General features: G+C 71.1%; 19 protein-coding genes and 1 tRNA gene. 14 read left to right on the plus strand and 6 right to left on the minus strand.

Translation table 11 applies throughout. From position 1 onward, the window contains the following. Nucleotides 1–178: 178 nt before the first annotated feature. From JOD60_RS10750 to JOD60_RS10765, 4 genes are read left to right on the plus strand one after another with little or no spacing between them, the layout of a single operon-like run. Entirely contained in the window at nt 179–961 is a 783-nt protein-coding gene (locus tag JOD60_RS10750) for a DeoR/GlpR family DNA-binding transcription regulator (RefSeq protein WP_076690607.1), read from the plus strand. Beyond that, on the plus strand, nt 958–1,902 hold the full coding sequence (locus JOD60_RS10755; protein ID WP_076690608.1) for a 1-phosphofructokinase family hexose kinase: 945 nt from the start codon (nt 958–960) through the stop codon (nt 1,900–1,902). The genes JOD60_RS10750 and JOD60_RS10755 overlap by 4 nt, the downstream gene beginning before the upstream one ends. Nucleotides 1,903–1,947: 45 nt before the next feature. Beyond that, nucleotides 1,948–4,005: a PTS fructose transporter subunit IIABC gene (locus JOD60_RS10760; RefSeq protein WP_076690609.1), complete on the plus strand. Its 2,058-nt coding sequence runs from the start codon at nt 1,948–1,950 to the stop codon at nt 4,003–4,005. Nucleotides 4,006–4,046: 41 nt separating this feature from the next. After that, entirely contained in the window at nt 4,047–4,319 is a 273-nt protein-coding gene (locus JOD60_RS10765; protein ID WP_076690610.1) for an HPr family phosphocarrier protein, read from the plus strand. Between the two features lie 105 nt (nt 4,320–4,424). On the opposite strand, the gene JOD60_RS10770 is transcribed toward JOD60_RS10765, so the two are convergent. Next, nucleotides 4,425–5,063: an MBL fold metallo-hydrolase gene (locus JOD60_RS10770; RefSeq protein WP_076690611.1), complete on the minus strand. Its 639-nt coding sequence runs from the start codon at nt 5,061–5,063 to the stop codon at nt 4,425–4,427. 122 nt (nt 5,064–5,185) lie between these two features. On the opposite strand from JOD60_RS10770, the gene JOD60_RS10775 reads away from it, so the two are divergent. Beyond that, nucleotides 5,186–5,261, plus strand: a tRNA-Glu gene (locus tag JOD60_RS10775). 69 nt (nt 5,262–5,330) lie between these two features. On the opposite strand, the gene JOD60_RS10780 is transcribed toward JOD60_RS10775, so the two are convergent. Together JOD60_RS10780 and JOD60_RS10785 are read right to left on the minus strand one after the other, a co-directional pair. After that, entirely contained in the window at nt 5,331–6,431 is a 1,101-nt protein-coding gene (locus JOD60_RS10780; protein ID WP_076690612.1) for a DUF4349 domain-containing protein, read from the minus strand. Then, nucleotides 6,428–6,988, minus strand: coding sequence for an RNA polymerase sigma factor (locus JOD60_RS10785; protein ID WP_076690613.1), 561 nt, complete (start codon nt 6,986–6,988; stop codon nt 6,428–6,430). The genes JOD60_RS10780 and JOD60_RS10785 overlap by 4 nt, the downstream gene beginning before the upstream one ends. A gap of 226 nt (nt 6,989–7,214) precedes the next feature. Between JOD60_RS10785 and JOD60_RS10790 the strand changes: the two genes are divergently transcribed. The 7 genes from JOD60_RS10790 to JOD60_RS10820 all read left to right on the plus strand — a co-directional run bounded on the left by JOD60_RS10790 (nt 7,215) and on the right by JOD60_RS10820 (nt 14,837). Continuing rightward, nucleotides 7,215–8,282, plus strand: coding sequence for a TerC family protein (locus tag JOD60_RS10790; protein WP_076690614.1), 1,068 nt, complete (start codon nt 7,215–7,217; stop codon nt 8,280–8,282). Between the two features lie 159 nt (nt 8,283–8,441). After that, on the plus strand, nt 8,442–9,887 hold the full coding sequence (leuC, locus tag JOD60_RS10795; RefSeq protein ID WP_076690615.1) for a 3-isopropylmalate dehydratase large subunit: 1,446 nt from the start codon (nt 8,442–8,444) through the stop codon (nt 9,885–9,887). A 1-nt stretch (nt 9,888) separates the two neighbouring features. Continuing rightward, nucleotides 9,889–10,509, plus strand: coding sequence for a 3-isopropylmalate dehydratase small subunit (leuD, locus tag JOD60_RS10800; RefSeq protein WP_076690616.1), 621 nt, complete (start codon nt 9,889–9,891; stop codon nt 10,507–10,509). A 76-nt stretch (nt 10,510–10,585) separates the two neighbouring features. Then, nucleotides 10,586–11,944 carry a UDP-N-acetylglucosamine 1-carboxyvinyltransferase gene (murA, locus tag JOD60_RS10805; RefSeq protein WP_076690617.1) on the plus strand — a complete coding sequence of 453 codons (1,359 nt, stop codon included), beginning with the start codon at nt 10,586–10,588 and terminating at the stop codon, nt 11,942–11,944. Continuing rightward, nucleotides 11,941–12,714 carry a lysophospholipid acyltransferase family protein gene (locus tag JOD60_RS10810; protein WP_076690618.1) on the plus strand — a complete coding sequence of 258 codons (774 nt, stop codon included), beginning with the start codon at nt 11,941–11,943 and terminating at the stop codon, nt 12,712–12,714. The genes murA and JOD60_RS10810 overlap by 4 nt, the downstream gene beginning before the upstream one ends. Then, on the plus strand, nt 12,704–13,849 hold the full coding sequence (locus JOD60_RS10815; protein ID WP_076690619.1) for an NAD(P)H-dependent glycerol-3-phosphate dehydrogenase: 1,146 nt from the start codon (nt 12,704–12,706) through the stop codon (nt 13,847–13,849). The genes JOD60_RS10810 and JOD60_RS10815 overlap by 11 nt, the downstream gene beginning before the upstream one ends. Beyond that, nucleotides 13,755–14,837 (plus strand): D-alanine--D-alanine ligase family protein, encoded by a 1,083-nt coding sequence (locus JOD60_RS10820; RefSeq protein ID WP_076690620.1) that lies wholly within the window; start codon nt 13,755–13,757, stop codon nt 14,835–14,837. The genes JOD60_RS10815 and JOD60_RS10820 overlap by 95 nt, the downstream gene beginning before the upstream one ends. Nucleotides 14,838–14,846: 9 nt before the next feature. Here JOD60_RS10820 and JOD60_RS10825 read toward each other — a convergent pair whose 3' ends face one another. Further along, nucleotides 14,847–15,314 (minus strand): DUF3515 family protein, encoded by a 468-nt coding sequence (locus JOD60_RS10825; RefSeq protein ID WP_232321599.1) that lies wholly within the window; start codon nt 15,312–15,314, stop codon nt 14,847–14,849. A 22-nt stretch (nt 15,315–15,336) separates the two neighbouring features. Here JOD60_RS10825 and thiL point away from each other — a divergent pair, with 22 nt between their 5' ends. Next, a complete protein-coding gene (gene thiL, locus JOD60_RS10830) occupies nt 15,337–16,323 on the plus strand; it encodes a thiamine-phosphate kinase (protein WP_076690621.1) in 987 nt (328 codons plus the stop codon). Nucleotides 16,324–16,356: 33 nt separating this feature from the next. On the opposite strand, the gene rsmD is transcribed toward thiL, so the two are convergent. Further along, the gene (gene rsmD, locus JOD60_RS10835) at nt 16,357–16,914 is read right to left on the minus strand and encodes a 16S rRNA (guanine(966)-N(2))-methyltransferase RsmD (protein WP_076690622.1); all 558 of its coding nucleotides are present in this window, start codon (nt 16,912–16,914) and stop codon (nt 16,357–16,359) included. An 18-nt stretch (nt 16,915–16,932) separates the two neighbouring features. Beyond that, complete coding sequence (locus JOD60_RS10840) at nt 16,933–17,514, minus strand: 1-acyl-sn-glycerol-3-phosphate acyltransferase (protein WP_076690623.1); 582 nt, start codon at nt 17,512–17,514, stop codon at nt 16,933–16,935. Nucleotides 17,515–17,568: 54 nt separating this feature from the next. Between JOD60_RS10840 and JOD60_RS10845 the strand changes: the two genes are divergently transcribed. Further along, complete coding sequence (locus JOD60_RS10845; protein WP_076690624.1) at nt 17,569–19,734, plus strand: ATP-dependent DNA helicase RecG; 2,166 nt, start codon at nt 17,569–17,571, stop codon at nt 19,732–19,734. Nucleotides 19,735–19,738: the final 4 nt, after the last annotated feature.

The raw sequence follows: 19,738 nt of genomic DNA on the forward strand, positions 1-19,738 counted from the left end.
GCGTTCGTCGTCGGGGGAAAGACCGGCGGAGATTCCGGGTGACACCAAGTCTCATCCGGCGTGACGCTGAGTCTCTTGTAGATGCTCCCCAAAATGGTCCGCCCCGGAGCCGTAACGGCGGCCGAGTCTTGTTTAGTCTGTGTGTGTGTTGTACCGTGTGGTTATTCGAGGAGGAGACATGTACGCGACGGAGCGGCAGCAGCTGATCGAGCACCTGGTGGCGACCGAGGGTCGTGTCGTCGTCGTCGACCTCGCCCGACGCTTCGGCGTGACCACCGAAACCGTCCGTCGGGACCTCGACCACCTCGAAGCGGGGGGTCACATCCGCCGTGTGCACGGTGGTGCGGTGGCTCGCACGAAGGTCAGCACCGCGGAGACGTCGCTGGCCGAGCGCACGCAGCAGCGCGGCGACGTCAAGCTCGCCATCGCCGCCCGCGCTCTCGACGCGGTCGGTGCCGACGACGGCGGGTCGATCTACATCGACGCCGGAACGACGACCGCCGCCTTGGCGCACCTGCTGGTGCAGCGCTCGACCGGCATCCGTCCCCTCGAGGTCGTCACCCACTCGATGACCATCGCGCACCTGCTCGCGGGTGCGCCGGGCCTCGGCCTCACGGCGATCGGCGGGCGCGTGCGCGGCCTGACGGCGGCCGCGGTCGGCGCCCAGACCGTCGACGCCATCTCGCGTCTCCGTCCCGATCTCGCCTTCATCGGCACCAACGGACTGTCCGCGACGTTCGGTCTCAGCACTCCCGATCCCGACGAGGCCGCCGTCAAGCGTGCCATCATCTCGGCGGCGCGGCGTGTGGTCGTGCTGGCTGACGCTGACAAGTTCGACGCCGAACTCCTGATCTCCTTCGCCCGTCTCGACGATCTCGACATCCTCGCGACCGACGCCGCGCCGGGCGGCGAGCTCGCCGAACGCCTCGAAGCGGCCGACGTGGAGGTGTGGGTCGCATGATCGTCACCCTCACGGCCAACCCTTCGCTCGATCGCACCGTGACACTGTCGACGCCGCTGCGCGTCGGCGAGGTGCAGTCGGCTCTCTCGGTCCGAGAGGATCCCGGGGGGAAAGGCATCAACGTCACGCGTGTCGTCGTCGGCGCCGGGATGCGCAGCGCCGCCGTCCTGCCCCTCGACGCCGACGACCCGTTCGCGGGCGTGCTGCGCTCGGCCGCCGTCCCGGTCGTGCCGGTGCCGCTGCCCGGCGCGGCGCGCGCCAACCTCACGATCGTCGACGGGGGAGGCGTGACGACGAAGGTGAACCTGCCGGGCGTGACGCGCACGCAGGCGGATGCCGAGGCGCTCGTGGCCGCGACGGTCCAGGCCGCGCGCGGCGCGCGCTGGCTGGTGCTGGCCGGTTCGCTGCCGCCCGGCGTCACGGACGGCTTCTACGTCGACGTGATCCGCGCGGTGCGTGCGGCCGGCGACCCGCCGCGGATCGCGGTGGACACCTCGGGCGCGGCGCTCCACGCCGTCGTGGCGGACGGCGCCCCCGATCTGATCAAGCCGAACGACGACGAGCTCGCCGAACTGACCGGTGTCGCGCTCGACGCGGGCCGCGACCTTGCCGACGCGGTGCGCGTCGCCGCGGCCGATCTCGTCCCGGCGCGGGTCGGCGCGGCCTTCGTCACGCTGGGTGCCGCCGGTGCCGTGCTCGTCACGGCATCCGGCGCCTGGCACGGCACCCCGCCGCCGACGCGGGTGCGCAGCACCGTGGGCGCCGGTGACAGCTCCCTCGCCGGCTTCCTGCTCGCAGAGTCCGCAGGCGCATCGCCCGAGGAATGCCTGCGCAGCGGCATCCGGTACGGATCGGCGGCGGCCGCCCTGCCCGGCACGCAGGCCCCCACACCCGCCGACCTGCTGCCCGGCGACGTGCCGGTCCGCGCCCTCGCCCCCTGAAGCCCTCCCACCGAACCACCCGAGACAGAAACACTGGAGGTCACTGTGTCAGAGATCATCACGCCGGCACTCGTCAGTCTCGACGAGCCGATCGGCACCGACAAGCGAGCCGTCATCGACGCGCTCGCGGCGCGCGTCGCGGCGACCGGGCGCGCGACCGACGCGGCCGCTCTCGCCGCCGACGCCTGGAAGCGCGAGCAGACCGACGAGACGGGCCTGCCCGGCGGCATCGCCATCCCGCACGCCAAGAGCCGCGCCGTGACCGAGGCGACGCTCGCCTTCGCCCGACTCAAGCCCGGCGTCGACTTCGGGGCTGAGGACGGCCCGGCCGATCTCGTCTTCCTGATCGCGGCGCCCGACACCGCCGCGGAGGAGCATCTCGCTGTGCTCTCGCGCCTGGCGCGCGCCTTCATGCGCGAGGACTTCACCGCCGGGCTGCGCGGCGCCACGACTCCGGAGGACGTCGTCGCGCTCGTGCAGCACGCCGTCAGCGACGCGCCCGCTCCCGCCGCGAAGCCCGCGGCCGCGCCGGTCGCTGCGCCCACAGCCGCGGCCGCCCCGGGACTGACCGTCGACGGGCGCCCCGCACGCATCGTCGCCGTCACGGCCTGTGCAACAGGGATCGCGCACACCTTCATGGCCGCCGACGCCCTCACCGCCGCCGGTCAGAAAGCGGGCGTCGACCTCGCCGTCGAGCCGCAGGGATCGTCGGGCTACAAGGCGCTGCCGCAGCAGGTCATCGATGATGCGGATGCCGTGATCTTCGCCGTCGACGTGGACGTCCGCGGCGAGCAGCGCTTCGCCGGCAAGCCGGTCGTGCGGGTACCCGTCAAGAAGGGCATCGAAGAGCCGTCGCACCTGATCGCCGAAGCGGTCGCCGCCGTGGGCAACCCGAAGGCAGCGCGGGTCAGCGCGTCGGCGGGCGAGGCCTCGACCTCACAGGCGGCACCGACGTCGCTCGGCGGCAACGTCAAGCGGGCGTTGCTGACCGGTGTCAGCTACATGATCCCGTTCGTCGCCGGCGGTGGTCTGCTGATCGCCCTCGGGTTCCTGCTCGGCGGCTACAACGTCACCGACAACGCGGGCGATGTCGTCCTGAATAACGCCCTGTGGAACCTGCCCACGACCGACATCACCTCACCGCTCGGCCCGCTCGGCCAATACCTCGGTTCGGTCGCGTTCATCATCGGAAACACGTCGATGGGCTTCCTGATCCCCGCCCTCGCCGGCTACATCGCGTTCGGCATCGCCGATCGCCCCGGCATCGCCCCCGGTTTCGTCGCCGGTGCCGTCGCCGGTCTCATGGGCGCGGGCTTCATCGGCGGCATCGTCGGGGGTCTGCTCGCCGGTCTCGCCGCGTGGTGGCTGAATCAGCTGAACGTGGCGCGGTGGCTGCGCGGCCTGATGCCGGTCGTGATCATTCCGCTGCTGGCATCCATCTTCGCCTCCGGCCTGATGCTGCTCGTCCTGGGCGGCCCGATCGCGTGGCTCATGACTGCGCTGAGCGACTGGCTGGGCGGCCTCACCGGCGCCGGGGTCGTGATCCTCGGTGTCATCCTCGGCCTCATGATGTGCTTCGACCTCGGTGGCCCGATCAACAAGGTCGCCTACGGCTTCGCGACCGCGGGTCTGTCGGCGGGGCTCGCCGGCGACGACCGCTACCTGCAGATCATGGCGGCGGTCATGGCGGCGGGCATGGTGCCGCCGCTCGCGATGGCGCTGGCATCCACCGTCCTCGCGCGTGGCCTGTTCACCGAGCCCGAGCGCGAGAACGGCAAGGCGGCGTGGCTGCTCGGTGCCGCGTTCATCTCGGAGGGCGCGATTCCGTTCGCAGCCGCCGACGTGTTCCGCGTCATCCCCGCGACGATGCTCGGCGGCGCCGTGACCGGAGGTCTGTCGATGGCGTTCGCGGTGACCGCGAAGGCTCCGCACGGTGGCGTGTTCGTGTTCTTCGCGATCGACAACTTCTGGTTGTGGCTCGTCGCGATCGCCGCAGGAACGGTCGTCTCGGCGTTCTCGGTCGTCGCGCTCAAGCGCTTCGCGCACCGCCGCGGGGTTTCTCCCGTCGATGAGACGGTTCCCGCAGCCGCCCTCACCGCATAGTCTCGAAGCAACGACCGTTCGTCTTTCACCAGGAGGATCCCATGGCAGAACGCCAGGCCACCGTCGCCAGCAGCTCCGGACTGCACGCCCGCCCCGCGAAGCTGTTCGTGCAGGCCGTGCAGCAGACCGGAATCCCCGTGACGATCGCGGTGGAGGGCGGCCCCGACCTCAACGCCGGCAGCATCCTGACGCTGATGGGTCTCGGTGCCACGCAGGGCACCGTCGTGACCCTCAAGGCCGACGGCGACGGGGCGGACGCGGCGCTCGACTCGCTCGTGCAGTTCCTCGAGACGGACCACGACGCCGAAGGCTGAGAACGATAGACGACGGATGCCGCGACCACCACGGTCGCGGCATCCGTCGTCTGAGCGGCCTCGCGTGGCTGTCGGCCCCGCATGCCTCGGCGGGTGGCGATCCGGCTACAGGTCGACGGACTCGCCGGGCTCGAGGGCGACGAACTCGCCGCCGTTCTGCTCGGTCGCCCACGCGAGACGTGCCCGGTGCATCTCCAGGCCGGAGCGCGACAGCGTCATGTCGTGCGTGCCGAACGCCCGGCGGGGCGCTACGGCCAGGACGAAGTCCATGGCCTCGCCGATCTTCAGCCACGGCGCGCCGATCGGCGCCGCGAGCAGCGCGACGTCGGCGTGCGACGGGACCGCGTAGGAGTCGCCGGGGTAGTAGAACTGGTCGTTGACGAGCACGCCCACGTTGTCGACCACGGGGATCGACTCGTGGATGACGCTGTGCCGCCCGCCGTGGAAGGTGAGGGTGAAGGGCCCGGCGGTCACGGTGTCGCCGGGGGAGACGGTGATGGCACCGAACTCCGCCGCCGCCGTCGCGGCACCGGCGGGGGCGTAGATCGGCACATCGCGCGCATAGTCGCGGAGCCGGCGCAGATGCTCCGGCGTCCAGTGATCGGGGTGCTCGTGCGTGAGCACGACGGCGACGAGACCGTGCAGATTCTCGAGGGGCAGCGTGAACGACCCCGGATCGATGATCAGCTGGTGCCCCTCGGCCTCGAGGCGGAGACAGGCGTGTTCGTGTTTCGTGACGCGCATGCGCTCAGTCAACGCTTCCACACCCGCACCCGCAAGGCGCGACACGACGGGCGGGCTCGATTTGGCCGACACCGGGCGACCATGGCATAATCGAACGGTTGCTTACGCAGCGAAAAGTGCAAGGCCCCATCGTATAGCGGCCTAGTACGCCGCCCTCTCACGGCGGTAACGCGGGTTCGAATCCCGCTGGGGTCACCACCACGAAACGCCCGGCCATCGGCCGGGCGTTTCGCTTTCCCCGGGGAAAGCCGAGCGGCACGGGGGCGCTCACGCCTCCGGCGCGTCACCCCCGGCATCCGTGCCCCGCGCTGCGCGCCGCCGGCGGACGGCCCCGCGCACCGCCCACACGACGAGACCGGCGATCGCCAGCACGCCGAGCCAGGGGAGGAGGAACCCGATCGCGATCACGACTCCGTTGAGCGTCGCGACGAGCCCGTTCCACCCCGCGGCGACGCCGTCGCCGAAGCCGGCGGGATCGGCATGGACGGTCGGCGCGGGCTCGGTGAGGGTGACGGTGACGCTCGACATGTCGACCTGGCCTTCGAGCCAGGTCAGCTGCTGACGCAGCGAGTCCAGCTCGGACTGACGCTCCGACAGCGCCGACTCGGCGGCGATGAGGTCGGCGGTCGACGTGCTCTGGGCGAGCAGTTCGGTGAGTCGGGCGACGGAGGTCTCCAGCGCCGCGACGCGGGCACGCAGGTCGACGGCCTCGGTGGTGACGTCGCGCCGGTCGATCTGGGACGACGTGACGGTCCCGGCCTCTGACAGCCCGGCGAGCGTCGCCGTCAGCTGGTCGGCGGGCACGCGCACGGTGATCCAGGAGCCGGACGGTCGCCAGGGCATGACCTCGCCGCCGCCTGCGGCGGGGTCGACGGCGACCTCACCGGCCTGGCCGACGCTCATGGTCTCGACATAGCCGCCCGCGGCCACGGCCGCCTTTCCGATGGCATCGACGGCGGCGGCGGCATCGTCCACCTCGACCGTCGCCGACGCGGACGCGGCGATCTCTCGGGCGTCGCCGCCGACCTCACCGCTGGCCGTGCTCCCCGCCGCTGATTCGGCTCCTCCGGCAGAGTCCGTCACAGCACCATCGGTCAGCGACCAGCCGGATGCCGGTGCCACCGCCGCGCTCTCTGTCGTCCCGATGACGCTCGGCAGCACCTGCGGGGCGATGACGGCGGCGACCGCGACGACGGCCGCAGCCGCGGCGCCGCCCATCCACATCCGGCCGCGGTGCACGGCGCGCAGCCGTGCCCGCTCGGCGATCTGCAGGCGCTCGTCGCGCTCATCGGCGATCTGGGCGAACAGCGCCCGCTCCATCTCCTCGATGCGCCCGTCGGACAGCGCGGGCAGTGCGGTGTCGTTCATGTCCCCTCCGGTTCGATCGTGCTCCGCAGTCGGGTGCGGATGCGGGCGAGACGGTTGCGGACCACCCCGTGCGACACGCCCAGCCGGTCGGCGGCGGCCTGGTACCCGTACCCCTCGGCTGCGCACAGCCGGAAGATGCCCTGGTCGAGCTCACCGAGCGTGCGCACCTCGCGGAGGATCTGTTCCACGAGATGCGCGTCGACGACCTGGCGTTCGACATCCACGGTGGCGGGCAGCGTGTCGTCGGCGGATGCCGCGAGGTGTGCGCGTTCGCGCTGCTGACGCCGGACGCGATTCGCCGCCTGAAACCGGCAGATCGTCACGAGCCACGGCAGCAGCGAGTCACCCGCGAGGTCGAGACCGGGAAGCTTCCGCCACGCCGCGAGGAAGGTGTCCTGCGCGACATCCTCGGCATCCGCCCGCGTGCCCACGAGGGCGTGCGCGACCCAGAACACGGGGCGGATATAGGCGCGATACAGCGCGCGAAAGGCCGCCTGACTGCCCGCGGCTGCCGCCGCGACCAGTTCGGCGTCGGTCCGGATGCCGGTGTCGCTCATGGTCCCCTCATCGTCTCGGAAGAAGGTGCCTTCCGAGAAGAGAGTGTCGGGCGCGTCACGACCGTCTCAGAACTCGTCTATTCTTGTGCGAGCGAGAGGGAGTATCCCGTTTCGCGTGACCCGTCAGTACGGGCCCCGTCGTCGGGGTTCCGGGCACGCGCCGCCCCGGTGATCCGGGAGCGGGGGAGAGACTTTCGACGTTTCGTCTTCCCTCCGAAAGGCCCGCATGGAGCTTCCCGTCTGGTTCGAAGTCGGCTCGCTCGTCGTCCTGGTGCTCATCCTCGTCGCCGACCTGCTGCTCGTCCTCAAGCGCCCCCACATCCCCTCCACCCGGGAGTCGACCCTCTGGGTCGTCTTCTACGTCACGCTCGCCCTCATCTTCGCGGGGATGCTGTGGCTGTTCGCCGGCCACGAGTTCGCCGGCCAGTTCATCGCCGGCTGGCTCACGGAGTACAGCCTGTCGATCGACAACCTGTTCGTGTTCGTGCTGATCATGGGGCAGTTCGCTGTCCCGCGGCGCTACCAGCAGGAAGTCCTCATGGTGGGGATCATCATCGCCCTCATCCTGCGCGGTCTGTTCATCCTCGCGGGGGCGGCGATCATCGAGCAGTTCAGCTGGGTGTTCTACATCTTCGGGGCGTTCCTCATCTGGACCGCATGGCGACAGGCATTCCCCGGCGGAGACCACGACGACGACATCAAGCAGGAGCCGTTCATCGTGCGCACCCTGCGTCGCATGGTCGACATCAGCGATCACTACGACGGCGCCAAGATGCGCACGGTCGTCGCCGGCAAGAAGATCTTCACGCCGATGATCATCGTGTTCGCCGCGATCGGCATGACCGACCTGCTCTTCGCGATCGACTCGATCCCGGCGATCTTCGGCATCACCCAGAACCCGTTCATCGTCTTCACCGCGAACCTGTTCGCGCTGATGGGGCTGCGTCAGCTCTACTTCCTCCTCGGCGATCTGCTCGACCGCCTGAAGTACCTGCACTATGGCATCGCGTTCATCCTCGCCTTCATCGGCGTGAAGCTGTTCTTCCACGCCATGCACGTCAACGAGCTGCCGTTCATCAACGGCGGCGAGCACATCGACTGGGCTCCGGAGATCTCGACGTGGATGTCGCTCGGCGTCATCATCCTCTCGATGGTCGTCGCGACTGCCGCGAGCCTCATCGCGTCCCGTCGGGAGCGTCTGGCGGCGCCCGCCGCTCCCGCGCAGACACCGGTCGAAGCCGCCGAACGGGTGGCCGACGAGAAGGGCACGCCCCCGACCGTCGACGGCCCCTGACGGCAGGCGCCGCGCAGACGGCGATCCGCACGGTGGTAGTCTGACCCCGTGCGGATCGCTCGTCTTCTCCTTAGCGGCCGCGGCGAGACCTCGTTCTGAGCCCTCCCTCGTCGCGGAGTCCGTCGCGGGCTTGATCCCACTCAGGAGAACGAGACAGACATGAGCACAACCATCCCCGACCGCCCGCGCACCCTCGCCGAGAAGGTGTGGGACGACCACCTCGTCGTCAAGGGCGAAGACGGCCAGCCCGACCTCATCTACATCGACCTGCACCTCGTGCATGAGGTCACGAGCCCGCAGGCCTTCGACGGGCTGCGCGCGGAGGGCCGGCCGGTGCGGCGTCTCGACCTCACGATCGCGACGGAGGACCACAACACCCCGACGCTCGAGATCGACAAGCCCATCGCCGACCTCACCAGCCGCACGCAGATCGAGACGCTGCGTCGCAACGCGGCGGAGTTCGGCGTCCGGCTGCACTCGCTGGGCGACAAGGAGCAGGGCATCGTCCACGTCGTCGGCCCGCAGCTGGGACTGACGATGCCCGGCATCACCGTCGTCTGCGGCGACAGTCACACCTCCACTCACGGCGCGTTCGGGGCGATGGCGTTCGGCATCGGCACGAGCGAGGTCGAGCACGTCCTGGCCACCCAGACCCTGCCGCTCAAGCCCTTCAAGACGATGGCGATCACGGTCGAGGGTGAGCTGAAGCCCGGCGTCACGGCGAAGGACATCATCCTCGCGATCATCGCGAAGATCGGCGCCAACGGCGGCCAGGGCTACGTCCTGGAGTTCCGCGGCAGCGCCATCCGGTCGCTGTCGATGGAGGGCCGGATGACGATGTGCAACATGTCGATCGAGGCCGGCGCACGCGCCGGCATGATCGCCCCGGACGAGACCACCTTCGCGTACGTGAAGGACAAGCCGCACGCCCCGCAGGGGCAGGACTGGGAGGACGCGGTCGCCTACTGGCGAACGCTCCCGAGCGACGAGGGCGCCGTGTACGACGCCGAGGTCTTCCTCGATGCGGCAGAGCTCGAGCCGTTCGTCACCTGGGGCACGAACCCCGGCCAGGGCGTCTCGCTGAGCGACGTCGTGCCCGACCCGGCATCCTTCACCGACCCCAACGAGCGTGCCGCCGCCGAGCGGGCGCTGCAGTACATGGATCTGCAGGCGGGAACCCCGCTGAAGGACGTGACGGTGGATGCCGTGTTCATGGGCTCGTGCACGAACAGCCGCATCGAGGACCTCCGCGCGTTCGCCTCGGTCATCGAGGGCCGCCGCAAGGCCGAGGGCGTGCGCGTCATGGTCGTCCCGGGCTCGGCGCGGGTGCGCCTGGAGGCCGAAGCCGAGGGCCTCGACAAGGTGTTCACCGACTTCGGCGCTGAGTGGCGCTTCGCGGGGTGCTCGATGTGCCTCGGCATGAACCCCGATCAGCTCGCACCGGGGGAGCGCTGCGCGTCCACGAGCAACCGCAACTTCGAGGGCCGGCAGGGCAAGGGTGGTCGCACGCACCTGGTCTCGCCGCTCGTGGCGGCCGCGACCGCCGTGATGGGCAGACTCGCGAGTCCGTCCGACCTGCCCGCCGTCCTGAAGGTCGAGGCCTGACATGGAGAAGTTCACGACGCACACCGGTGTGGCCGCGCCCCTGAAGCGCTCGGCGGTCGACACCGACCAGATCATCCCCGCGGTCTACCTCAAGCGGGTCACGAAGACCGGCTTCGACGACGCCCTCTTCGCCAACTGGCGTCAGGACCCCGGGTTCATCCTCAACCAGCCCGCGTTCGCGTCGGCATCCATCCTCGTCGCCGGTCCGGACTTCGGCACCGGGTCCAGCCGCGAGCACGCCGTCTGGGCGCTGCGGGACTACGGCTTCAAAGCCGTGCTCAGTCCCAAGTTCGCCGACATCTTCCGCGGCAACGCGGGCAAGCAGGGCCTGGTGACGGGCGTGATCTCCGAGGACGACCTCGAAGCGGTGTGGGCGGCCATCGACGCGGCCCCGGGCATCGAGATGACGGTAGACCTCGCCGAGCGCACCGCCGTGATCGGCGACCCTTCGACAGGCTCAGGACACCGCCTCCGGGTCCCCTTCGACATCGACGATTACACTAGATGGCGGCTCCTCGAAGGGCTCGACGACATCGGGCTGACGCTGCGCAACGAAGACAGGATCGCGCAGTTCGAGGCGCGCCGGGAGGCGTGGCGGCCGCGGACGCTCCCCGTCCGCTGAGGCGATGCCCCCATCAGGGGCTCCGTCTGAAACGTCCTCGGCGCACATCGCCGACACACCGAATGAGGTCCGATCGATGAACACCCTGCTCAGCGCCTCGGCGTCCACACCCCCCGGCGGAGCGGGCTCAGTCCTCGAGTTCCGCGGCGGCCGACCCCTGCGCGGACGCGTCGAGGTCAAGGGCGCGAAGAATCTCGCGACGAAGGCGATGGTGGCCTCCCTCCTCGGCGGGACCGAGAGCGTGCTCCGGGACGTGCCCGACATCAGCGACGTGCAGGTCGTGCGGTCGCTGCTCGAGGTCCACGGCGTGACGATCACCGACGACGGCGAGGGTGTGCTGCGGCTCGACCCGCGCGGCGCGGTGTCGGCCCATATCGAGGAGATCGACGCGCACGCCGGCGCCTCCCGCATCCCGATCCTCTTCTGCGGCCCGCTGGTGCACCTGCTCGGCCAGGCGTTCATCCCCGACCTCGGCGGATGCCGGATCGGCGACCGTCCGATCGACTTCCATCTCGACGCGCTGCGCGCCTTCGGCGCGACCGTCGACAAGCTGCCGAGCGGCATCCGCCTGTCGGCGCCCAACGGCCTGCACGGGGCGAACATCCAGCTGCCGTACCCCAGTGTCGGAGCCACCGAGCAGGTGCTCCTCACCGCCGTGCGCGCCAAGGGGACGACCGAGCTGCGGGGCGCCGCGATCGAGCCCGAGATCATGGATCTCATCGCGGTGCTGCAGAAGATGGGCGCGATCATCTCCTACGAGCCCAACCGCGTCATCTTCATCGAGGGTGTCGAGTCGCTGCGCGGCTACGACCACCGGTCGATCTTCGACCGCAACGAGGCGGCGTCGTGGGCGTGCGCGGCCCTCGCCACCGACGGCGACATCCTCGTGGCGGGCGCGAAGCAGCAGGAGATGCTGACGTTCCTCAATGTCTTCCGCAAGGCAGGCGGCGACTTCGACATCACCGAGGAGGGGATCCGGTTCCGTCGCGGCGGCCCCCTCAAGCCCGTCATGGTCGAGACCGACGTGCACCCCGGCTTCATGACCGATTGGCAGCAGCCGCTCATCGTGGCGCTGACCCAGGCCGACGGCGTGTCGACGGTCCACGAGACCGTCTATGAGAACCGTCTGGGGTTCACGCAGGCGCTCAACAAGATGGGTGCCGACATCGTCGTGCACCCCGAGGGTCTCGCCAGTCCCGACCGCCGCGTCGCGCGTCGCGCACTCGAGCAGGCCGCCGTCATCACGGGTCCGACCCCGCTGCACGGCGCCGACGTCGTCGTCCCCGACCTCCGCGGCGGGTACAGCTACGTCATCGCCGCGCTGGCGGCGCAGGGCACCTCTACGGTGCGCGGCGTCGACATCATCCGGCGCGGCTACGAGAAGTTCCTCGACAAGCTCACGGCGCTCGGCGCCGACTTCGACGTCGTCGCATGAGCACGGCGCCCCGTCCCGCGCGGCGCGCCGCGTCGCCCGAGAAGACCCGGCCGAGCGTCTTCTGGCCGCTGGCGGCCGTCGTCATCCCCGCGGTGGGCTGGTTCGCGCGGATCGAGATCAGCGGCGCCGAGCACCTGCCCGCCGAGGGTCCCTACGTCCTCGCCCCCAACCACTACAGCGAGTTCGACCCGCTGATCATCGCCGTCGCGACCTGGCGCATGGGCCGCGCTCCCCGGTTCATGGCGAAGGAGAGCCTGTTCCGGGTGCCCGTCCTGGGCGCGGCGCTCCGCGCGACCGGCATGGTGCCCGTCGCCCGCTCCTCCTCGTCGGCGGCCGCGAAGGTGACGCTCGAGCAGTCCGAGGCGCTCGTCGAGCACGACCGCGGCGTCATCGTGTACCCCGAAGGCTCACTCACCCGTGACCCCGACATGTGGCCGATGCGCGGCAAGACCGGGGCGGTCCGGCTCGCCCTCGCCGGCGACATTCCCGTCATCCCGGTGGCCACGTGGGGCGTGCAGCGCATCCTGCCCCGCTACGGCAAGCTCAGCTTCTGGCCGCCGCGCAAGCGCGTGCAGGTCAGGCTCGGCCCGCCCACCGACCTCGCCCCGTACCGCCGCCCCTCCGGTGGCGCCGCCCTGATCGCGGCGACCGACGCCGTCATGGCGGACATCTCGGGCCTGCTGGGCGAACTGCGCGGCGAGGACCCGCCCGCGGAGCGCTGGAACCCGGCGGCGCACGGGCAGAACGAAACGGGGCGCCTTGAACCCTAGATCGTCTGCGCGTCAGTCCGATTCCGCATTGCCCCGCGTCGCCGTGATCGGTGCGGGCAGCTGGGGCACGACCTTCGGCAAGGTGCTCGCCGACGGCGGCGCCCATGTCGTCATGTGGGCGCGGCGCGCCGAGCTCGCCCAGGAGATCCAGGAGGGGCACCGCAACAGCGAATACCTCCCCGGCATCAACCTGCCGCGGTCGATGTCGGCGACCCATCATCTGTCCGAGGCGCTCGAGGGCGCATCGCAGGTGTACCTCGCGATCTCCAGCCAGGCGCTCCGGCAGAACCTCAAGGCCGTCCGGCCGCTCGTGTCAGCCACCGACGCTCCGATCGTCTCGCTGATGAAGGGGGTCGAGAAGCGCACCGGCCTGCGGATGAGTCAGGTCATCGAGCAGGAGCTGCACTGCGACCCAGCGCGCATCGCCGTGGCATCCGGCCCCAACCTCGCGCTCGAGATCGCCCGCGAGCAGCCGACGGCCGCCGTCATCTCCTCGACGAGCCGGGAGACCGCCGAAGCCGTCGCGCTGCGCGCCCGGAACGCGTACTTCCGCACCTTCGTGAACACCGACGTCATCGGCACCGAGTTCGGCGGCGTGCTGAAGAACCTCATCGCCGTCGCCATCGGCATCGTCGACGGCGTCGGCTACGGCGAGAACACCAAAGCCTCCATCATCACGCGCGGCCTCGTCGAGATGACCGACTTCGCGGTGGCTCAGGGCGCCCAGCACGAGACGCTGCAGGGCCTCGCGGGCCTCGGCGACCTCATCGCGACCTGCCAGTCGCCCCTCAGCCGCAACAACACCGCCGGCCGCCTGCTCGGGCAGGGATACAGCTTCCAGGACGTCGTGAAGCAGATGAACCAGACGGCGGAGGGACTGGCCTCGGTGGCGCCCGTGCTGCAGCTGGCGCGTGAGTCCGGCGTCGCGATGCCCATCGTCGAGCAGGTCAAGCGCGTGCTCGACGGCACGATGAACCCGCGCGACATCGCGCCCCACCTCACGACGGACGACGACAAGCCCACGGGCGAGAGGACCCAGAATGGACAGGACGGCGGTGGCGGTGCTTTTCGGCGGTCGCTCCAGCGAGCACTCGATCAGTTCCGCAACGGCCGGGGGCGTGCTGCGGGCGATTGACCGCGACCGCTTCGACGTCATCCCCATCGGCATCACGCGCGACGGGGCGTTCATCCTCGAAGACGACGACCCGGACAAGTTCGCGCTCGACCCCGGGCACCTGCCCGAAGTGGTCGACAACGGCACCCGCATCCTCTGGCCCGATTCGGCGCGATCGCGCGAGCTGCGCGTGACGGATGCCGACGGCATCCGCTCCCTCGGCGAGGTCGACGTGGTCTTCCCGATCCTCCACGGCCGCTTCGGCGAGGACGGGACGATTCAGGGCTTCCTGGAGCTTCTCGACCTGCCGTACGTCGGGGCGGGCCTGCTGATGTCGGCGATCGGCATGGACAAGCACACCACCAAGAGCGTTCTGAAGGCCGCCGGTGTCCCCGTCGTGCCGTGGGTCACCGTCACCCGGCGCGACCTCGACCGCGACCGCACGCTGTGGGAGCGCCGGATCCGCGCCCTGGGGCTGCCCGCCTTCGTCAAGCCCGCTCGGGCTGGATCGAGCGTCGGCGTGTCGAAGGTGTCGGACTGGTCCGAGCTCGATGCGGCGCTGGACATCGCGTTCGCGGAGGATCCGGCGGTGCTCGTGGAGCAGGCGGTCGTCGGCCGCGAAGTCGAGTGCGGCGTCCTGGCCGGTCGCGACGGCGAGGGCCCGCGAGTGAGCGTCGCGGGGGAGATCGTCATCAGCGGGCGGGAGTTCTACGACTTCGACGCGAAGTACCTCGACGCTCCCGGCATCGACCTCGTCTGCCCCGCCGACCTGGCGCCGGGAGAGCTCGCCGAGATGCAGCGGATCGCCGTGCGCGCCTTCGAGGCCGTCGGCGGCGAGGGGCTCGCGCGCGTGGACTTCTTCTTCACCGGAACGGAGTTCTTCGTCAACGAGGTGAACACGATGCCGGGGTTCACGCCGATCTCGATGTTCCCGAAGTGCTGGATCGCCACCGGGATGAGCTACCCCGAACTGATCGGCGAGCTGATCGATCTCGCCCGCGTACGCTGAACCGTCGCGTCAGGTGGTGGGACGCTCGGTGCACGAGCGGCCGTCGGTCGGCAGCGTCTTCACCGCGGTCGCGAGGGCGTTCAGCACGTCGCGGCCGCTGACCGCGTCGTAGTCGAGGTACACCTCGACGGCGGGCGTGCGCCCGAACGTGGTGAATCGGTAGTGCGGCGCCTCGCTGCCATCGATGAGCCAGTCGACGTTGTCCACGGTCTGGCAGTCGAGGGTCGAGGGGCCGGGCGCCGCCAGCCCGCACGTCAGAAGGACCGTCGCGGGGCTTCCCCATGCCCCGGTCGCCTGCGCGTCGGTCCAGCGGCGCTCCTGACCGTCGACGGTGTCGGGAAGGCGCACGCTGACCTCGGCGCAGGCGGGGTCGTTCGCGCCTTTCGCCGGGGTCATCGAGACCGTCGAACTGCAGGCCGCACCGCCGAACATCACCGCGACGGCCAGGGGCAGGGCGAGCAGGCGGAGGCGGGGCACCCCTCCAGGCTACCGTGGAGGGATGACGGACCCCCGCGCGCAGACGGTCGGCGACCTGGGCGAGCGGGCGCTGCTCGCCCGCATCCTGGCCGTGCTCGGCGACGCGTCGCGGGCGGAGGTGGGGCCGGGGGATGACGCCGCCGTGCTGTCGGCGCCGGGCGGTCGCATCGTCGTGACCACCGACACGCTCGTGCACGGACCGGATTTCCGCCTCGCCTGGTCGGGTGGGTTCGACCTCGGGTTCAAGTCCGCGGCGGTGAATCTCGCCGACGTCGCGGCGATGGGTGCGCGTCCGACGGCGCTGTTCGTCGCGCTCGCGTTGCCCGACGAGACGACCCTCGGTTTCGTCGAGGATCTCGCGCGGGGGCTCCGCGGGGCCTGTGCCGATCTCGCCCCCGGATGCGCCGTCGAGGGCGGTGACCTCACGGCATCCGACACCCTGACGATCGCGGTGACGGCGATCGGCGTGCTCGACGGGAGGCCGCCGGTGCTTCGCTCCGGTGCCCGACCGGCCGATGTCGTGGCGGTGGCGGGCGAGCTCGGCGCGGCTGCGCGCGGCCTTGCGCTGCTGTTCGATCGTTTCCGCGACGCGGAGGGGCGACCGGTGCCGGTGGATGCCGGGGCGCTGACCGCGGCGGAGCGCGACGACCTGGCGGCCCAGCTGCGGCCCCGGCCTCCGATCGCGCTGGGGCCGGTGGCGGCCGATGCCGGCGCTACGGCGATGATGGACGTCTCGGACGGCCTGCTGGTGGACGCGACGCGCCTGGCCGAGGCATCGCGCGTGTCGATCGACCTCGATGCGGGTATGGATGCCGACGACCTCCGCGGCGGCGAAGGTCACGCCCTGCTGGCGTGCTTCCCGCCCGAGGTGCACCTGCCGGCGGGCTTCCGCGCCGTGGGGCGCGTCGCCCCGCGCGAGGGGTCGTCGGCCGTCACCGTCGGCGGCGCACCCGTCACAGGGCACCTCGGCTGGGATCCGCACCGCGACTGGGACGCCGGCCGCGGCTGAGCCCCCGGCATCGGCCCGAAACGCCCCGCCGGGTCAGGCGCGGAGCGCCCACCACAGGGTCGTGTCGCCGTATTTTTTCGCGCGGTCGTGGGTGAGGCCGGCCGGCAGCGAAGGCTCCGCGGAGCGCGAGGCGCGCTCGATCACGACGGTGGCCCCCGCGGCGAGGCGCGGCACGAGCAGTGACAGCGTCGAGGACAGCTCGGTCTCGCCGACGTCATAGGGCGGGTCGAGGAACACCAGGTCGAAGACGCCGTTCGCCGACCGCAGATACGCGTCGGCGCTCGCGCGGTGCACGCGAACGGACGCCCCCGGAACGGCCCGGCCGATCGCGCGGGCGTTCCGCGCGGCCACCGACGCGGCCCGGGGCGCCTTCTCCACGAGGTCCGCCGAGGCCGCCCCGCGGCTGACGGCCTCGAGCCCCAGTGCCCCCGAACCGGCGTAGAGGTCGAGGACCGCGGCCTCCGCGATGAGATCGGCCGACTCCAGCGCACTGAACAGCGACTCGCGCACGCGATCGCTCGTGGGTCGCGTGCCGGCATCGGGCACGGCGAGGGTCAGCGATCCGGCGGCTCCGGCGATGATGCGGGTCACAGCCTCACCCTAACCGCGTCAGACCGGCGGCTCCGCGCCCTCGCTGCTCAGGCGCGGCTCGGTGCGGCGCTCCCGGCGCAGCCCGGCCTTGTCGGCGTAGAACGCGCGGATGCGGTCCATGTCGGCGGCGACGTCGCCGGAGAGCTCGATCGTCGGCCCGAGCCCCGTCGTCATCGTGGTGCGGTCGACGTAGCCGAGCGTGACCGGCATCCCCGTCTCTCTCGCGATCCGGTAGAACCCGCTCTTCCAGTACGCGTTGCCGCCGCGAGTGCCGTCGGGGGTCACGACGAGGCTGAACACCTCGCCGGCGTTGACGCGGGCGACGATCTCGGCGACGACCCGGGCCGCGTCGGCCCGATCCACGGCGATGCCGCCCAGCGCCCGCATGACGGGGCCGCGCCAGCCGGCGAACAGGCTCGCCTTGCCGAGCCAACGGATGTGGATGCCGAGGCGCCAGGCGATGGCCAGCATGAGGACGAAGTCCCAGTTCGAGGTGTGGGGAGCGCCCACGAGCACGGTCGGCCGCGTCGGCGCCGGCTCCGTGCGCAGGCGCCAGCGGCTGCACAGCCAGAACAGGCGGGCGACAAGGCGGCGGATCACCCTGTCACTGTACGGCGCGGACGGGGTGTCGCCGCACCTGCATAGACTCGACGCATGCCCGTGCTGACGCTCGAGACGCGCCTCGTCGATGCGCTCGGCGCCGCGACGGCGAAGCTGTTCGAGCGCGCGTTCGGCATGGACACCGTCGCCGACCTGCTGACGCATTACCCGCGCCGCTACGCGCGACGTGGGGAGCTCACGCCGATCGATTCCCTGCCGCTGGGGGAGCAGGTCACCATCGTCGCCGAGGTGCGCTCGGTGTCGTCGCGCTCGATGAAGCAGCGACGCGGGTCGATCCTCGAGGTCGTGATCAGCGACGGCGCCGGGGCGCTCGTGCTGACGTTCTTCAACCAGTCGTGGCGGCAGAACGACCTGCAGGTGGGACGTCAGGGCATCTTCTCCGGCAAGGTCGGTGTCTTCAAGGGGCATCAGCAGCTGGCCCACCCCGATTACCAGCTGTTCGAGGACGTGGACCTCGCCCGGCTGACGGCCGAGGCGAACCAGAACACCCCCATCCCGATCTATCCCGCCACCAGCACCGTGGCCACGTGGCAGGTGCAGAAGGCGGTCGCCGATGTGCTGGGCAAGCTCGGCGACGTCGCCGACCCGCTGCCGGAGGAGTTCCGGCTCGCGCAGGGCCTCCTCGACATGCGCACGGCGCTGCAACGCATCCACGCGCCGGATTTCATCGATCAGGTCGACGCCGCGCGACGCACCCTGCGCATGCACGAGGCGTTCGTGCTGCAGACGGCGCTGCTGCAGCAGCGGCAGTTCGTGCGTGCCATGTCGGCCACCGCGCGCCGCCCGGGCGCCCTGCTGGCCGCCTTCGACGAGAGCCTGCCGTTCGCGCGGACGCCCGATCAGATCGCCGTCGGCGACCGGATCAGCGCGGACCTCGCCGGCGACTGGCCGATGAACCGTCTCGTGCAGGGCGAGGTCGGCTCTGGGAAGACGCTCGTCGCGTTGCGTGCCATGCTGCAGGTCGCCGAGTCCGGCGGCCAGTCCGCGCTCATCGCCCCGACCGAGGTGCTCGCCGCGCAGCACGTGCGCTCCATCGCACGGATGCTGGGGCCGCAGCTCGCCCCCGAGCTCATGCCGACGCTTCTCACCGGGCAGCTGCCGGCGGCGGAGCGTCGCAAGGCGGCGCTGCGTGCGGCATCCGGTCAGGCACGGATCGTCGTCGGCACCCATGCGCTGCTGAGCGCGTCCACGACGTTCGCCGACCTCGGCCTCGTCGTCGTGGACGAGCAGCACCGCTTCGGTGTCGAACAGCGTGAGACGTTGCGCGCGAAGGGCACGGCCCCGCACGTGCTCGTGCTGACCGCGACCCCAATCCCGCGCACCGTCGCGATGACGGTCTTCGGCGACCTCGACGTCTCCACGATCCGCACCATGCCGGCCGGCCGTGCCGGCATCGCCACCCACGTCGCGCCGCTGGCCGAGAAGCCCGCCTGGTTCGCCCGGGTGTGGGAGCGGGTGGTCGAGGAGGTCGCCGCGGGCCACCAGGTATTCGTCGTCTGCGCCGCGATCGACGCCGAGGCGACGGGGAAGGATGCGAAGGATGCCGCCGACGAGGCGCCGGTGCTCGAGGGCGAGCAGCCGCGCACCCGCTGGGGCGTCGTCCAGGTGCGGGAGATGCTCGCGCAGCTTCCGGCATACGACGCGCTGCGCGTCGAGACGCTGCACGGACGCATGCCGGGGGAGCAGAAGGATGCCGTGATGCAGGCGTTCGCGCGCGGCGAGATCGACGTGCTCGTCGCTACGACGGTCGTCGAGGTCGGTGTGGACGTCCCCAACGCGTCGACCATGGTGATCCTGGAGGCCGATCGGTTCGGCGTGTCCCAGCTGCACCAGCTGCGCGGCCGCGTCGGTCGCGGCGCCGTTCCCGGGCTCTGCCTGCTCGTCACCGAGGCGCCCGCCGGCAGCCCCGCCCGCTCCCGCGTGGACGCCGTCGCGGCCACGACCGACGGCTTCGCGCTCGCGGAGGTCGACCTCGAACTGCGCGGTGAGGGCGACGTACTGGGCGACGCCCAGTCGGGCGCGCGCACGTCGCTGCGCCTGCTGCGGGTGGTCGCCGACGCGGACCTCATCGCGCTCGCGCGTGCGGCGGCGGAGCAGGTGCTCGACGAGGACCCGGCGCTGCTGCGGCATCCCGGCCTCGCCGCGGCCATCGAGCGGCGGGTGGGCCAGCAGGAGCGCGCCGCACTCGCGAAGAACTGACGCG

Source organism: Microbacterium aurum (genome assembly GCF_016907815.1).
Lineage (GTDB): Bacteria > Actinomycetota > Actinomycetes > Actinomycetales > Microbacteriaceae > Microbacterium > Microbacterium aurum.

What these genes read in the sequence shown, in the direction of transcription:
- JOD60_RS10810 (WP_076690618.1), top strand. Translation starts at nt 11,941, where the DNA reads ATGAGCACGGCGCCCCGTCCCGCGCGGCGCGCCGCGTCGCCCGAGAAG.
- JOD60_RS10785 (WP_076690613.1), bottom strand. Translation starts at nt 6,988, where the DNA reads ATGAGCGACACCGGCATCCGGACCGACGCCGAACTGGTCGCGGCGGCA.
- JOD60_RS10820 (WP_076690620.1), top strand. Translation starts at nt 13,755, where the DNA reads ATGGACAGGACGGCGGTGGCGGTGCTTTTCGGCGGTCGCTCCAGCGAG.
- leuC (WP_076690615.1), top strand. Translation starts at nt 8,442, where the DNA reads ATGAGCACAACCATCCCCGACCGCCCGCGCACCCTCGCCGAGAAGGTG.
- murA (WP_076690617.1), top strand. Translation starts at nt 10,586, where the DNA reads ATGAACACCCTGCTCAGCGCCTCGGCGTCCACACCCCCCGGCGGAGCG.
- JOD60_RS10790 (WP_076690614.1), top strand. Translation starts at nt 7,215, where the DNA reads ATGGAGCTTCCCGTCTGGTTCGAAGTCGGCTCGCTCGTCGTCCTGGTG.
- JOD60_RS10780 (WP_076690612.1), bottom strand. Translation starts at nt 6,431, where the DNA reads ATGAACGACACCGCACTGCCCGCGCTGTCCGACGGGCGCATCGAGGAG.
- JOD60_RS10765 (WP_076690610.1), top strand. Translation starts at nt 4,047, where the DNA reads ATGGCAGAACGCCAGGCCACCGTCGCCAGCAGCTCCGGACTGCACGCC.
- thiL (WP_076690621.1), top strand. Translation starts at nt 15,337, where the DNA reads ATGACGGACCCCCGCGCGCAGACGGTCGGCGACCTGGGCGAGCGGGCG.
- JOD60_RS10750 (WP_076690607.1), top strand. Translation starts at nt 179, where the DNA reads ATGTACGCGACGGAGCGGCAGCAGCTGATCGAGCACCTGGTGGCGACC.
- leuD (WP_076690616.1), top strand. Translation starts at nt 9,889, where the DNA reads ATGGAGAAGTTCACGACGCACACCGGTGTGGCCGCGCCCCTGAAGCGC.
- JOD60_RS10755 (WP_076690608.1), top strand. Translation starts at nt 958, where the DNA reads ATGATCGTCACCCTCACGGCCAACCCTTCGCTCGATCGCACCGTGACA.
- JOD60_RS10770 (WP_076690611.1), bottom strand. Translation starts at nt 5,063, where the DNA reads ATGCGCGTCACGAAACACGAACACGCCTGTCTCCGCCTCGAGGCCGAG.
- JOD60_RS10845 (WP_076690624.1), top strand. Translation starts at nt 17,569, where the DNA reads ATGCCCGTGCTGACGCTCGAGACGCGCCTCGTCGATGCGCTCGGCGCC.